The organism is Noviherbaspirillum pedocola, assembly GCF_016632335.1.
Lineage (GTDB): Bacteria > Pseudomonadota > Gammaproteobacteria > Burkholderiales > Burkholderiaceae_D > Noviherbaspirillum_A > Noviherbaspirillum_A pedocola.
In genome coordinates, this window is record NZ_JAEPBG010000012.1 from 42,425 (window position 1) to 54,717 (window position 12,293).

General features: G+C 64.0%; 12 protein-coding genes. 8 read left to right on the top strand and 4 right to left on the bottom strand.

What is annotated here, in order from left to right; genetic code table 11:
* The first annotated feature begins 12 nt into the window (after nt 1-12).
* The 4 genes from rho (at nt 13) to JJB74_RS22715 (ending at nt 5,059) form a co-directional block, all read left to right on the top strand.
* Nucleotides 13-1,278: a transcription termination factor Rho gene (gene rho / locus JJB74_RS22700; RefSeq protein ID WP_200595735.1), complete on the top strand. Its 1,266-nt coding sequence runs from the start codon at nt 13-15 to the stop codon at nt 1,276-1,278.
* A 260-nt stretch (nt 1,279-1,538) separates the two neighbouring features.
* A complete protein-coding gene (locus tag JJB74_RS22705; protein WP_200595736.1) occupies nt 1,539-1,808 on the top strand; it encodes a type B 50S ribosomal protein L31 in 270 nt (89 codons plus the stop codon).
* A gap of 147 nt (nt 1,809-1,955) precedes the next feature.
* Nucleotides 1,956-3,668, top strand: a complete 1,713-nt coding sequence (locus tag JJB74_RS22710; RefSeq protein ID WP_200595738.1) for an ArnT family glycosyltransferase — start codon at nt 1,956-1,958, stop codon at nt 3,666-3,668.
* Nucleotides 3,668-5,059: an MATE family efflux transporter gene (locus JJB74_RS22715; RefSeq protein ID WP_200595740.1), complete on the top strand. Its 1,392-nt coding sequence runs from the start codon at nt 3,668-3,670 to the stop codon at nt 5,057-5,059. Before JJB74_RS22710 ends, JJB74_RS22715 begins: the two co-directional genes overlap by 1 nt.
* Nucleotides 5,060-5,096: 37 nt before the next feature.
* On the opposite strand, the gene JJB74_RS22720 is transcribed toward JJB74_RS22715, so the two are convergent.
* Together JJB74_RS22720 and JJB74_RS33705 are read right to left on the bottom strand one after the other, a co-directional pair.
* Nucleotides 5,097-5,318: a hypothetical protein gene (locus tag JJB74_RS22720; protein WP_200595742.1), complete on the bottom strand. Its 222-nt coding sequence runs from the start codon at nt 5,316-5,318 to the stop codon at nt 5,097-5,099.
* Between the two features lie 36 nt (nt 5,319-5,354).
* Complete coding sequence (locus tag JJB74_RS33705; protein ID WP_267913183.1) at nt 5,355-5,483, bottom strand: hypothetical protein; 129 nt, start codon at nt 5,481-5,483, stop codon at nt 5,355-5,357.
* Nucleotides 5,484-5,668: 185 nt separating this feature from the next.
* Here JJB74_RS33705 and JJB74_RS22725 point away from each other — a divergent pair, with 185 nt between their 5' ends.
* A complete protein-coding gene (locus tag JJB74_RS22725) occupies nt 5,669-6,181 on the top strand; it encodes an Mpo1 family 2-hydroxy fatty acid dioxygenase (protein WP_200595743.1) in 513 nt (170 codons plus the stop codon).
* A 51-nt stretch (nt 6,182-6,232) separates the two neighbouring features.
* Here the strand turns inward: JJB74_RS22725 and gap are convergent, their stop codons facing one another.
* Together gap and tkt are read right to left on the bottom strand one after the other, a co-directional pair.
* Nucleotides 6,233-7,243 carry a type I glyceraldehyde-3-phosphate dehydrogenase gene (gene gap, locus JJB74_RS22730; RefSeq protein ID WP_200595745.1) on the bottom strand — a complete coding sequence of 337 codons (1,011 nt, stop codon included), beginning with the start codon at nt 7,241-7,243 and terminating at the stop codon, nt 6,233-6,235.
* 64 nt (nt 7,244-7,307) lie between these two features.
* Nucleotides 7,308-9,302 carry a transketolase gene (gene tkt, locus JJB74_RS22735; RefSeq protein WP_200595747.1) on the bottom strand — a complete coding sequence of 665 codons (1,995 nt, stop codon included), beginning with the start codon at nt 9,300-9,302 and terminating at the stop codon, nt 7,308-7,310.
* Nucleotides 9,303-9,570: 268 nt separating this feature from the next.
* Between tkt and JJB74_RS22740 the strand changes: the two genes are divergently transcribed.
* The 3 genes from JJB74_RS22740 to JJB74_RS22750 all read left to right on the top strand — a co-directional run bounded on the left by JJB74_RS22740 (nt 9,571) and on the right by JJB74_RS22750 (nt 12,228).
* Nucleotides 9,571-10,296 (top strand): 16S rRNA (uracil(1498)-N(3))-methyltransferase, encoded by a 726-nt coding sequence (locus tag JJB74_RS22740; protein ID WP_200595749.1) that lies wholly within the window; start codon nt 9,571-9,573, stop codon nt 10,294-10,296.
* A 25-nt stretch (nt 10,297-10,321) separates the two neighbouring features.
* On the top strand, nt 10,322-11,161 hold the full coding sequence (locus JJB74_RS22745) for a M90 family metallopeptidase (RefSeq protein WP_407672413.1): 840 nt from the start codon (nt 10,322-10,324) through the stop codon (nt 11,159-11,161).
* 89 nt (nt 11,162-11,250) lie between these two features.
* The gene (locus JJB74_RS22750) at nt 11,251-12,228 is read left to right on the top strand and encodes a bifunctional riboflavin kinase/FAD synthetase (RefSeq protein WP_200595752.1); all 978 of its coding nucleotides are present in this window, start codon (nt 11,251-11,253) and stop codon (nt 12,226-12,228) included.
* The last annotated feature ends 65 nt before the right edge of the window (nt 12,229-12,293 follow it).

A 12,293-nucleotide genomic window follows, 5' to 3' on the forward strand; every position in this document is an offset into this window, starting at 1 on the left:
ACACACATACACATGCATTTATCTGAACTCAAGGCGCTGCACGTCTCAGCCTTGCTGGACATGGCAATCAGCCTGGACATCGACAATGCTGCGCGCATGCGCAAGCAGGAACTGATGTTCGCGATCCTGAAGAAGCGCGCCAAGCAAGGCGAGCAAATCTTCGGCGACGGCGCACTCGAAGTGCTGCCCGATGGCTTCGGCTTCCTGCGCTCGCCGGACGCGAGCTACATGGCCTCCACCGACGACATCTACATTTCGCCGTCGCAGATCCGCCGCTTCAATCTTCATACCGGCGACTCGATCGAAGGCGAAGTGCGCACGCCCAAGGATGGCGAGCGCTATTTCGCGCTGGTGAAGGTCGACAAGGTCAATGGCGAATCGCCGGAAGCCTCGAAACACAAGATTCTGTTCGAGAACCTGACACCGCTGCATCCGAACCGCATGCTGCACCTCGAGCGCGAGATGCGCGGTGAAGAGAACATCACCGGCCGCATCATCGACATGATCGCGCCGATCGGCAAGGGCCAGCGCGGTCTGCTGGTGGCCTCGCCGAAGTCGGGCAAGTCGGTCATGCTGCAGCACATCGCGCATGCGATCACCGCGAATCACCCGGACATCGTGCTGATCGTGCTGCTGATCGACGAGCGCCCCGAGGAAGTGACCGAGATGCAGCGCTCGGTGCGCGGCGAAGTCGTGGCATCGACCTTCGATGAACCGGCCACGCGCCACGTGCAAGTGGCCGAGATGGTGCTCGAGAAGGCCAAGCGCCTGGTCGAGATGAAGAAGGACGTAGTGATCCTGCTGGACTCGATCACCCGTCTGGCGCGCGCCTATAACACCGTCATCCCGGCATCGGGCAAGGTGCTCACCGGCGGCGTGGACGCCAATGCGCTGCAGCGCCCGAAGCGCTTCTTCGGCGCGGCGCGCAACGTCGAGGAAGGCGGCTCGCTGACCATCATCGCTACCGCGCTGATCGAGACCGGCAGCCGCATGGATGACGTGATCTACGAAGAATTCAAGGGCACCGGCAACATGGAAGTGCATCTCGAGCGTCGTCTGGCCGAGAAGCGCGTGTACCCGGCAATCAACCTGAACAAGTCCGGCACGCGCCGCGAAGAGCTGCTGATCAAGCCGGACCAGTTGCAGAAGATCTGGGTGCTCAGGAAGCTGCTGTACGGCATGGACGAGATCGAGGCAATGGAATTCATCCTCGACAAGATGAAGGCCACGAAGAACAATGCCGAGTTCTTCGACATGATGCGCCGCGGCGGATCCTGATTCGCCAGCCCATCCATCCGTAGGTTGGGCTGACGAAGGAAGCCCAACATGCGCGCGTGCCACAAACGTTCTGACGGAAGAAGCCCAGCGGAAGTCCGCAGAGATTCGAGCTTCATGTTGGGCTTGGCAGCTTAACCTACGCACCGGCATTTCCGGCTATAATGCCGCCTCCCCATTTCCGGCAAGTGATCGACAATCGGGTCAAGAAGCAGCGCGACCGACGAAGTGACGATTGGCTACCGACCCTTATCGAGGAAACCATGAAAGAAAGCATCCACCCGAATTACCGCGAAGTCGTGTTCCATGATCTGTCCTGCGACTTCAAGTTCATCACCCGCTCCACCATCGCGACCCGCGACACCATCGACTTCAACGGCAAGCAATATCCGCTCGTGAAGATCGAGGTTTCCTCGGAATCGCATCCGTTCTTCACCGGCCAGCACAAGATCGTCGATACCGCCGGCCGCGTCGAGAAATTCCGCCAGAAGTTCGGCAAGGTGGGTTCGCGCACCGCTGTTGCAGGCGCCTAATCGCCAGGCCAGCATCATCAAGGCAGCTTCGGCTGCCTTTTTTATTTGCGGCGCCCTTCCGCACGCATGGCATGTCCACACACTGATGGGCATGTTTTGCGGCACAATGTCCGCCCCGCTACAACTCGTCCATTCCCGCAAGCATTCATGAAGCCAGTGCGTCTCCCCGCCTCCGCAACGCTCGCGCTCCCGCGCTGGAGCGTCGTGGCGCTGTGTCTGCTCTACATCCTGCCCGGCCTGATCCGGCGCGACCCGTGGAAGAACGATGACGCGGCTGGCTTCGGCATCATGTGGACCATGGCGCACGGCGGCTGGCAGGACTGGCTGCTGCCGCATATCGTCGGCCTGCCAGTGCCCGGAGAAGGCCCGCTGGCGTTCTGGTTCGGCGCGCTGTTCATCAAGCTGTTCGGCTGGCTGCTCGGCGATGCGCTGGCCGCGCGCATTTCCACCATCGGCTTCTTCGTGATCGGCGCGCTGTCGATCTGGTATGCCACCTACCTGCTCGGCCGGCGCGCCGAAGCGCAGCCGCTGCGCCTGGCCTTCGGCGGACAGCCGGAGGCGCGCGATTACGGCCGCACGCTGGCCGATGGCGCGCTGCTCATCTACCTCGCCTGCCTCGGCCTGCTGTTGCGCAGCCATGAAACCACTGCCGAAGCGCTGCAGACCTCGCTGATCGGCTTCGGCTTCTATGCCGGCGTGCGCGTATTTGAATCGCAATCGCTGCGCTCGGCCGCTGCGCTGGGCGTCACGCTCGGCCTTTTGGTACTGACCCGCGGCTACCTGGTGCCGCTGGCGCTGTGGAGCATGCTGGTGTTCGTTGCCCCTTCACGGGGGCGCCATGTGCTGGCACGGCTGCTGCTGGTGACGCTGCCGCTGGCGTTGGCAATCAGCGCCTCCTGGCCTGTGGCCAACATGCTGCTGCGCCCTTACGACACCAATCCGACGCTGGCCTGGCTGGCGTGGAACGCCGACCAGGTCGCGCTGCCGAGCTGGGACACGATCAGCTATTTCCTCAAGTACGAAATCTGGTACGCCTGGCCCGCCTGGCCCTTCGCCGCATGGGCCGTTTTTGCATGGCGCAAGCAGCACTATCCGCTGCATATCGCGCTGCCGCTGGCGGTGTGCGCCGGCTTCGCGCTGCTGGCCATCGTCGATCCGCATGGCGAGGAAAGTCTGCTGCTGCCGCTGCTGCCGCCATTGGCCATCCTCGGCGCCTTCGGCCTGCCGACGATGAAACGCGGCGCGATCAACGCGGTGGACTGGTTCGCGATGATGACGCTGAGCACCTGCGCCGCCTTCATCTGGATCGGCTGGATCGCCAAGGAAACCGGCTGGCCGCCCAAGATCGCGCACAACGCCTTCAAGCTCGCGCCCGGCTTCAAGCCCGAGTTCAATCTCACCGCTTTCCTGATCGCTTTCGCCGCCACGGTCGGCTGGATCCTGGTGGTGCGCTGGCGCCTGTCGCGCCAGCCCTCGGTGCTGTGGCGCGCGGTGGTGCTGTCTTCCGGCGGCGTGATCCTGTGCTGGCTGCTGCTGATGACCTTGTGGCTGCCCTGGCTGAATTACGGCAAGAGCTATGCGGGCGTAGCGCAGCAGATCGGCGAAAAGCTGCCGGCATCAGGCGCTTGCGTGGACACCAATGTCGGCCCGGCGCAGCGGGCTTCGTTCGCGTACTTCGGCAAGATCGAGTTCTCCCGTTTCGGCAAGGACGGTTGCGACTACCTGCTGCTGCAGGACCGCGGCAATGCGCCGGTAATGAAGCGCGACGAAGACAGCCGGCTGCAACTGCTGTGGGAAGGACGACGTCCGTCGGACCGCGATGAACGCTTCCGTCTGTACCGCCGCGTCGGAGGACGCTGATGCGGGGAAGCACCCGTCACCACAGCGGCCGTATCGCCGCGCTCGCCTGGCCGCTCCTGGTCGGCCAGCTCGCGGTGATCGCCAACGGCGTGATCGATACCGCGATGACGTCACGCTTTTCCTCGACCGACCTTGCCGCGCTCGCGGTCGGCGCGTCGATCTATGTCAGTTCCTTCGTCGGCTTGTCCGGCGTGCTGCAGGCGGTCTCGCCCATTGTCGGGCAGCTGTATGGCGCCAAGCGCTATGAGCGCATCGGCTTCGAGATCCGCCAGAGCGCCTGGCTGGCGCTGTTCCTGTGCCTGATTGGCTTTGCCCTGCTGCTGTATCCCGAACCCCTGCTGAAGCTGGCGCATGCCGAGCCGCCGCTGTCGGACAAGGTGCGCTCCTATCTGCGCATCCTGGCGCTGGCGTTGCCGGCAACGCTCGGCTTTCGCATTTATGCATCGGTCAACACCGCCTTAGCGCGGCCGAAAGCGATCATGCTGATCCAGGTCGGCGGCCTGCTGCTGAAATTTCCGCTGAATGCGCTGTTCATTTTCGGCGGCTTCGGCATCGATGGCATGGGCGGTCCCGGCTGCGCGGTGGCCACGGCCATCGTTGCCTGGGCTGCATTATTGGCGGGTTTCATGCTGATGCGCCGCGACGCCTTCTACAAGAGCTTCAAGGTCTTCGGCGGCGGCTTCGAGGCCCCGCAATGGCCGGCGCAGCGCGCGCTGCTGCGCCTGGGCGTGCCGATGGGCTTGTCGTATCTGATCGAAGTCACCGCCTATACCTTCATGGCGCTGTTCATCGCGCGCATCGGCACCGTGGCCGTGGCTGGGCACCAGGTCACGGCCAACTTCGGCACGGTGCTGTACATGCTGCCGCTGTCGATCGCCAATGCCACCGGCACGCTGGTGGCCCAGTCCATCGGCGCGGGCAGGCTCGAGGAAGCGCGTCGCATCGGCCGCGACGGCATCCTGCTCGCGGCGGCCTCCTCGGTTACGGTCGGCGTGCTGGTATGGCTGTTTCGCGCCGCAATCATCCGCGCTTACACACCGGACGCGGCAGTGATGGCCGCAGCCATGCCGCTGTTTCTCTTCATCGCGTTCTACCAGCTGTTCGACTCGGTGCAGGTGACCACCGCCTTCGTGCTGCGCGCCTACAAGGTGGCGGTGGTGCCGACCATCCTGTACGCGGTGGCCTTGTGGGGCGTGGGACTGGTCGGCGGCTACCTGATGGGTCTGGATCCGCTGCACCTGGCGCCGGCGGCGGTGCGTGGCGCGGCCGGCTTCTGGCTCGGCAACAGCGCCAGCCTCGGGCTGGTTGCCGTGGCGCTGCTGTGGTACCTGCGGCGGGTGCAGAAACGCGCGCTGCTTGATGCGCACCTGCAAGGCAAGCTGTCCGGCTGAATCGCCGCTGGCAGGACCCGCAGGGCTACGCCGAACCTCAGCCGCCCACGCCCGCCAGCAGCCGATGCGCAAGCGCCTTGGCTTCTTCCAGCGCTTCTTCCGGCGTGTCGGATAGCGTGTCCACAGTGCGCGGCGCATTGTCCGCGTCGGCAGCGCCGGTGCGGGTCATGAGGACCACGCCCTGATATTTCCCATCGGGCAAACGCTGAATATCCGCTTCCGCCTTCCAGTCGAGCTTGGTATAGGTCACTGCTGCCATATGGTTTCCTGAATGTGAATGATGGGATTCGTCCCTTCAGCGGGCAAACTCGGGATTGTGGTCCGGCACGGGATCGTCGAGCGGTCCCGGCGCGCCCGGCTCGGGCACGGTGTCGTCTTCCTCGTTCGGCTCGGGTTCGGGATGCGGCATTGGAGCGCGGTGCATGCCTGGTCTCCTGCGTATGGATGCATGGATGTCGGACACCAGACCCTACCACCGTGCCGCGGCGACGGTATTGCGCGTTCTCAGCAAGAGACCTGTCCAGGCCGAAACCCTTGACCTTCCGACACGCCGGCGCACAATGAGCGCGGGATGCGCCGCATCCGACAATCATTACATCGGGGACGATCATGAAAACGCTGACCGAGCAGCTCGCGCAATACGCCAGCTACCACCGCGACCCACGCAATGTCGCGACCCATTTCATCGGCATACCGCTGATCGTGATTGCGATCACGGCGCTGCTGTCGCGCCCGCAATTCGATCTGGGCGGCATCGTGCTGTCGCCCGCGCTGGTGGCCGCGGCGGCGGCGCTGGTGTTCTACTTCCTGCTCGACCTTGGCTTCGGTTTGATCATGACCGCGCTGATGCTGCCGATCCTGTGGTTCGGCGCGTGGAGCGCGACGCTGGGCACCGGCGTCTGGCTGGCCATCGGCCTGGGCTGCTTCATCGTCGGCTGGGCATTCCAGTTCATCGGGCATTACTGGGAAGGCCGCAAACCGGCCTTCGTCGACGACCTCGTCGGCCTGCTGATCGGGCCGCTGTTCGTGGTTGCCGAGGCGATGTTCCTGATGGGTCTGCGCCGCGCTCTGCAGGCCGAGGTGGAAACGCGCGCCGGCGGCATGCGCAGCCGGCGCGCATGAAAAAACGCCCCGCATTGCGGGGCGTTTTCGTGACTGACTACGCTACGTGGTTTACTTGGCGGCCATGAGGGCGACAGTCGTATCCAGCATGCGATTGGAGAAACCCCATTCGTTGTCATACCAGGACGACACCTTCACCAGGCGGCCCGAGACCTTGGTCAGCGTGGCGTCGAAGTTCGACGATGCCGGGTTGTGGTTGTAGTCGACCGACACCAGCGGCTCGGTGTTGTAGGTCAGGATGCCTTTCAGCGCGCCTTCCGAAGCTTCCTTCATGATCGCGTTGATTTCGTCAACGGTGGTGTCGCGCGCGGAGATGAAGGACAGGTCAACGATGGAGACATTGATGGTCGGCACGCGGATCGCGTAGCCGTCCAGCTTGCCGTTGAGCTCCGGCAGCACCAGGCCGACCGCGGCGGCGGCGCCGGTCTTGGTCGGGATCATCGACATCGTGGCGGAACGGGCGCGGCGCAGGTCTTCATGCATCACGTCGGTCAGCACCTGGTCGTTGGTGTAGGCATGCACCGTGGTCATCAGGCCGTTGACCAGGCCGATCTTCTCGTGCAGCGGCTTAACCAGCGGCGCCAGGCAGTTGGTGGTGCAGGAGGCGTTCGAGATCACGGTGTCGGAAGCCTTCAGCACCGACTGGTTCACGCCATAGACGATGGTCGCGTCCACATCCTTGCCGCCCGGCGCGGAGATGATCACCTTCTTCGCGCCGCCCTTCAGGTGGGCCGAAGCCTTTTCCTTGGTGGTGAAGAAGCCGGTGCATTCCAGCACCACGTCCACGCCGAGTTCGCCCCATGGGATCTCGGCCGGGTTGCGCTGCGCGAACACGCGGATACGGTCGCCGTTGACCACCATCGAATCGCCATCGACTTCCACGGTGCCGGGGAATTTGCCGTGCGCGGTGTCGTAGCGGGTCAGGTGCGCATTCGACTTGGCATCACCCAGGTCGTTGATGGCGACGATCTGGATATCGTTCTTTTTGCCGCTTTCGTAATGCGCGCGCAGGACGTTGCGGCCGATGCGGCCGTAACCGTTGATGGCTACCTTGATGGTCATTGCTCTCTCCAAACGTAGTTAAGCGAAACAAATTCTCTGCATGCGCATCGGGCTCCATCGTGCCTCATGCCAGCACGGTCTTGACGGCGGCGGTGACCCGCTCGACCGTGAAGCCGAAATGCTTGAACAACACGCCAGCCGGGGCCGATTCGCCGAAGCTGTCAATGCCGATGACCGCGCCTTCCAGGCCGACGTACTTGTACCAGAAGTCGGTGACGCCGGCCTCGATCGCCACACGCGGCACGCCGCGCGGCAGCACGCCAGCCTTGTAGGACGCATCCTGGCGGTCGAACACATCGGTGCAGGGCATCGACACCACGCGCACTGCGATGCCTTCGGCTGCCAGCGCATCGGCCGACTTCATTGCCAGTTCGACTTCGGAACCGGTGGCGATGAGCACCGCTTTCGGATGCTCGGCGTCGCGCAGCACATAGCCGCCGCGCGCGATGTCGGCTACGGCCTGCTGGCTGCGCTCCATGAACGGCAGGTTCTGGCGCGAGAAGATCAGCGTGGACGGGCCGTTCTTGCGCCTGACGGATTCGGCCCAGGCCACCGCCGACTCGACGGTGTCACACGGGCGCCAGTTGTCCAGGTTCGGGATCAGGCGCAGGCTGGAAATGTGCTCGACGGACTGGTGCGTCGGGCCGTCTTCGCCCAGGCCAATCGAATCGTGAGTAAAGACGAACAGCGTGCGGATCTTCATCAGCGCCGCCATGCGCAGCGCATTGCGGCTGTAGTCGGAGAAGGTCAGGAATGTCGCGCCGAACGGGATGAAGCCGCCATGCAGCGTGATGCCGTTCATGGCCGCGGCCATGCCGAATTCGCGCACGCCGTAGTTGATGTGGTTGCCCGGCTGGTTCGAACGCACCGGAATCGATTCCTTCCAGTTGGTCAGGTTCGAGCCGGTCAGATCGGCCGAGCCGCCGAGGAATTCGGGCAGCACCTGGGCCAGGGCTTGAATCGCGTTCTGGCTGGCCTTGCGGGTGGCAATGGTTTCCTTCTTCTCGATGCAGCTGGCGATGTAAGCCGAGACGGTGGCATCGAAATTCGCCGGCAGATCGCCAGCCATGCGGCGCTTCAGCTCGGCGGCTTCCTGCGGATATTTTTCAGTGTAGGCAGCGAAGAGCTTGTTCCACTCGCCTTCGAAGCCTGCGCCGGATTCACGGGCATCCCAGGCGGCGTACACATCGGCCGGGATCTCGAATGGCGCTTCGGTCCAGCCCAGCGCTTCGCGGGTTGCGGCGACTTCCTTGTCGCCGAGCGCGGCGCCGTGCACCTTGTCCGAGCCCTGCATGTTCGGCGCGCCCTTGCCGATGACGGTCTTGCAGCAGATCAGCGTCGGCTTGCCGGCCTGTTGCGCAGCGACGATCGCGGCATCGACCGCTTCGACGTCATGGCCGTTGACATCGCGGATCACGTTCCAGTTGTAGGCTTCGAAGCGCTTCGGGGTATCGTCGGTGAACCAGCCATCGACTTTACCGTCGATCGAGATGCCATTGTCGTCGTACAGCACGATCAGCTTGGACAGGCCCAGGGTGCCGGCCAGCGAGCAGGCTTCGTGGCTGATGCCTTCCATCAGGCAGCCGTCGCCGGTGAAGACGTAGGTGTAATGGTCGACGATATCGAAGCCGGGCTTGTTGAAATGTGCCGCCAGCAGCTTTTCGGCCAACGCCATGCCGACCGCATTGGTCAGGCCCTGGCCCAGGGGTCCGGTGCTGGTTTCCACGCCCGGGGTGATTTCATATTCCGGGTGACCAGGCGTCTTCGAATGCAACTGGCGGAAGTTGCGGATCTCATCCATCGACAGGTCATAGCCGGTCAGGTGCAGCAGCGCGTACTGCAGCATCGAGCCATGGCCGTTGGACAGCACGAAACGGTCGCGGTTGATCCAGCGCGTGTTGGCCGGATTGTGGCGAAGGTGGCGGCTCCACAGCGCAACGGCGATGTCTGCCATGCCCATCGGCATGCCGGGATGTCCGGAGTTGGCTTTTTGAACAGCATCCATCGCCAGCGCGCGAATCGCGTTGGCCATTCTGGTCGTGGAAGGGGAAGAAGTCATGATGAATATGGAAAGTGGACGGAGCGGGAGCCCGTGCGGAGCAGTGCTGGAAAAACCGCACATTCTACCAGACTGGCATTCTCCGGCCTGCCGTTGCCTTCCATTGTCAAACTGACAGCAGTGTAGCCGCACTGCACTTTTCCGTGGTGCACAAAACCAGGGTGATTGATCCGCATCAATGCTGAGCCGCGGTGTACGCGCCGCGCCGGCATGTGCCGGCACGCCCCTATAATTGCCGCCACACCAGGGTTCACCTCAAGGATTTCCGATGCCCCGCTTCCATTACCCGCAAGCGCTTCATCCCGGCAGCCTCATCGAGCTGCCTGACCATATCGCCCACCATCTGCAGGTGCTGCGCCTGGCGCCTGGCGCGCAGATCACGCTGTTCAACGGTGAAGGCGGCGAGGCCACCGCGGTGCTGACTGCAATCGAACGCCGCCGCGCCAGCGCCGAAGTCAAGCTTTTCTCGCCGCGCGAAGCCGAGCTGCCGTATGCCCTGATGCTGGCGCAGGCCTTGCCCGAGGGCGCGAAGATGGATTGGATCATCGAGAAAGCGACCGAGCTCGGCGCCACGGCGATACAGCCGCTGGCGGCGCAGCGCAGCGTGGTGCGGCTCTCTGCCGAGCGCGCGGAAAAGAAGGCGGCGCACTGGCGCGGCATCATCATCGCCGCCTGCGAGCAATGCGGACGCAACCGCTTGCCGCACTTGGCTGAACCGGCCGAGTTTTCCGCGTGGATCGCCCAGCACGACTTGCATCGCCGCATTCTGCTATCGCCGCGCGCGACGCAATCGCTGTCGGACTGGGCGCGGCATCAGCCGCCGCAGCCGGTGACCCTCGTGATCGGTCCGGAAGGCGGTTTTTCCGATGCCGAGGAAGCGGCCGCGCAAAAGCACGGCGCGCTGCCCTTGTCCATGGGACCACGGGTGCTGCGCACCGAAACTGCGGGCCTGGCGGCGCTGGCGGCGCTCAACGCCATCTGGGGCGCGATGTAATGCCGCTTTCCATGCCATGAACCTGATGCGCCGCCTGCTGCGCCGCCCGGCCCCGCCGATTCCGGAAGCGCTGTGGCGCGATGCGCTGGAAGCGATGCCCTTTCTTGACCGCCTGAACGCCGACGAAGGCGAGCGCCTGCGTGTTCTATGCGCAGAATTTCTGGCCCGGCACCGCGTCGGCGGCGCGGCCGGTTTCGAAATGACGGATGCGATTGCCACGCGTATCGCCGCGCAGGCTTGCCTGCCAGTGCTGAACCTTACATTGGCGCTGTATGACGATCTCGCCGGCGTCATCGTCTATCCGTCCGCCTTTCTGGTGCGGCACAGCGAAATCGACGAAGCCGGCGTCGTGCATGAATGGGATGCCGAGATGGCTGGCGAGGCGCTCGACGCCGGCGGCGCAATCGCGCTGTCCTGGGAAGATGCGCACGCGGATACGATTTGTGACGACGGCGGCAACCTGGTGCTTCATGAATTCGTGCACAAGATCGACATGCGCGACGGCAATGCCAACGGCTGCCCGCCTTTTCTGGCGGCTTTCCATCGCGGGCTGGACGCACGCGAGTGGAAGGACGCGTTTTCCGCCGCCTACGCCGATTTCTGCGGCCGCGTCGACGCTTTGGAAGCCCGCCTGCCGCGGCGTTTCGATCCGGATCGCGACGACCACGCTGACTTGTATGCGGAACTTGCCGGGGCGCTGCCGCTTGATCCGTATGCCGCCGAACATCCGGCCGAGTTCTTCGCCGTGGCTTCCGAGGCTTTCTTCTGCTGGCCGGAACCGCTCGCGACCGCTTATCCGCGGGTATACACGCTGCTGGCCGCCTATTTCCGGCAAGAGACCTTGTCATCTGCGCAAGCTTCTTGACCGGCGGAAAAGCGGCCGCCGACTGAGGGTAAGGCGATTGCCCGTATAATCCTTGGTTTTTCCGACCAGACGCACTGCAGCATTTGACCATGAAGGTATTTCGCGGACTTCCCAATGCCGAAGCGCGCGCGCCCTGCGCGCTCACCATCGGCAACTTCGATGGCGTGCACCGCGGCCACCAGGCGCTGCTCGCGCAATTGAGGTCGGCTGCCGACCGGCTTGGCCTGGAAACCGCGGTGATGACCTTCGAGCCGCATCCGCGCGAATTCTTTGCCATGCGCGCCGGCGATCTGTCCAAGGCACCGACTCGCATCGCCAGCCTGCGCGACAAGCTGCAATCGCTGCAGGATGCCGGCGTCGACCGAGTGATCGTCGAGCATTTCAATGCGCATTTCGCGGCCATGACGCCCGAGGAATTTGTTGAGCGAGTGCTGGTCGAGGGCCTGCATGTGCGCTGGCTGATCGTCGGCGAAGACTTCTGCTATGGCGCCCGCCGCGCCGGCAACATCGCGACCTTGATGGAAGCCGGCAAGAAGCATGGCTTCGAAGTCGTCGCGCTGCCGACCGTATTCAACGACGGACTGCGCATCTCCTCTTCCGCAGTACGCGAGGCGCTTTCTGCTGGCGACTTTGATCATGCGGCCGCGCTGCTCGGCCACCGCTATGCGATTTCGGGTCATGTAATTCATGGACAGAAGCTTGGTCGCACGCTCGGCTTTCCAACGCTCAACCTGAAGGTCGCGCATCGCCGTCCGGCAGTGTCCGGCGTGTTCGTGGTGCAGGTGCATGGCCTGGGGGAGCATCCGCTGCCCGGCGTGGCCAGCCTCGGCGTGCGCCCGACTGTGGACGACAGCGGCCGGGTGCTGCTCGAAACCCATGTCTTCGACTTCAAGCGAATGTGCTACGGCGAGCTGGTCCGCGTGGAATTCATGCAGAAGCTGCGCGACGAGGAACGCTATCCCGACCTGCCGACACTGACCGCCGCGATCGAGCGCGACGAGGCCCAGGCACGCGCCTGGTTCCGCGAACGCGACAACGGCGCCATCTCCGCCACCGACCGAATTTGACGCTGGAGCCGCCGCAACCCGAGGCCCGCGACGCCATCCAGCCACCCATTCATTCGTCCATTCAT

Excerpts from the sequence above, each read along its gene's own strand:
- JJB74_RS22745 (WP_407672413.1), top strand. The coding sequence starts at position 10,322 with ATGCGCCGCCTGCTGCGCCGCCCGGCCCCGCCGATTCCGGAAGCGCTG.
- JJB74_RS22750 (WP_200595752.1), top strand. The coding sequence starts at position 11,251 with ATGAAGGTATTTCGCGGACTTCCCAATGCCGAAGCGCGCGCGCCCTGC.
- JJB74_RS22715 (WP_200595740.1), top strand. The coding sequence starts at position 3,668 with ATGCGGGGAAGCACCCGTCACCACAGCGGCCGTATCGCCGCGCTCGCC.
- rho (WP_200595735.1), top strand. The coding sequence starts at position 13 with ATGCATTTATCTGAACTCAAGGCGCTGCACGTCTCAGCCTTGCTGGAC.
- JJB74_RS22740 (WP_200595749.1), top strand. The coding sequence starts at position 9,571 with ATGCCCCGCTTCCATTACCCGCAAGCGCTTCATCCCGGCAGCCTCATC.
- JJB74_RS22720 (WP_200595742.1), bottom strand. The coding sequence starts at position 5,318 with ATGGCAGCAGTGACCTATACCAAGCTCGACTGGAAGGCGGAAGCGGAT.
- tkt (WP_200595747.1), bottom strand. The coding sequence starts at position 9,302 with ATGACTTCTTCCCCTTCCACGACCAGAATGGCCAACGCGATTCGCGCG.
- JJB74_RS22705 (WP_200595736.1), top strand. The coding sequence starts at position 1,539 with ATGAAAGAAAGCATCCACCCGAATTACCGCGAAGTCGTGTTCCATGAT.
- JJB74_RS22725 (WP_200595743.1), top strand. The coding sequence starts at position 5,669 with ATGAAAACGCTGACCGAGCAGCTCGCGCAATACGCCAGCTACCACCGC.
- JJB74_RS33705 (WP_267913183.1), bottom strand. The coding sequence starts at position 5,483 with ATGCACCGCGCTCCAATGCCGCATCCCGAACCCGAGCCGAACGAGGAA.
- gap (WP_200595745.1), bottom strand. The coding sequence starts at position 7,243 with ATGACCATCAAGGTAGCCATCAACGGTTACGGCCGCATCGGCCGCAAC.
- JJB74_RS22710 (WP_200595738.1), top strand. The coding sequence starts at position 1,956 with ATGAAGCCAGTGCGTCTCCCCGCCTCCGCAACGCTCGCGCTCCCGCGC.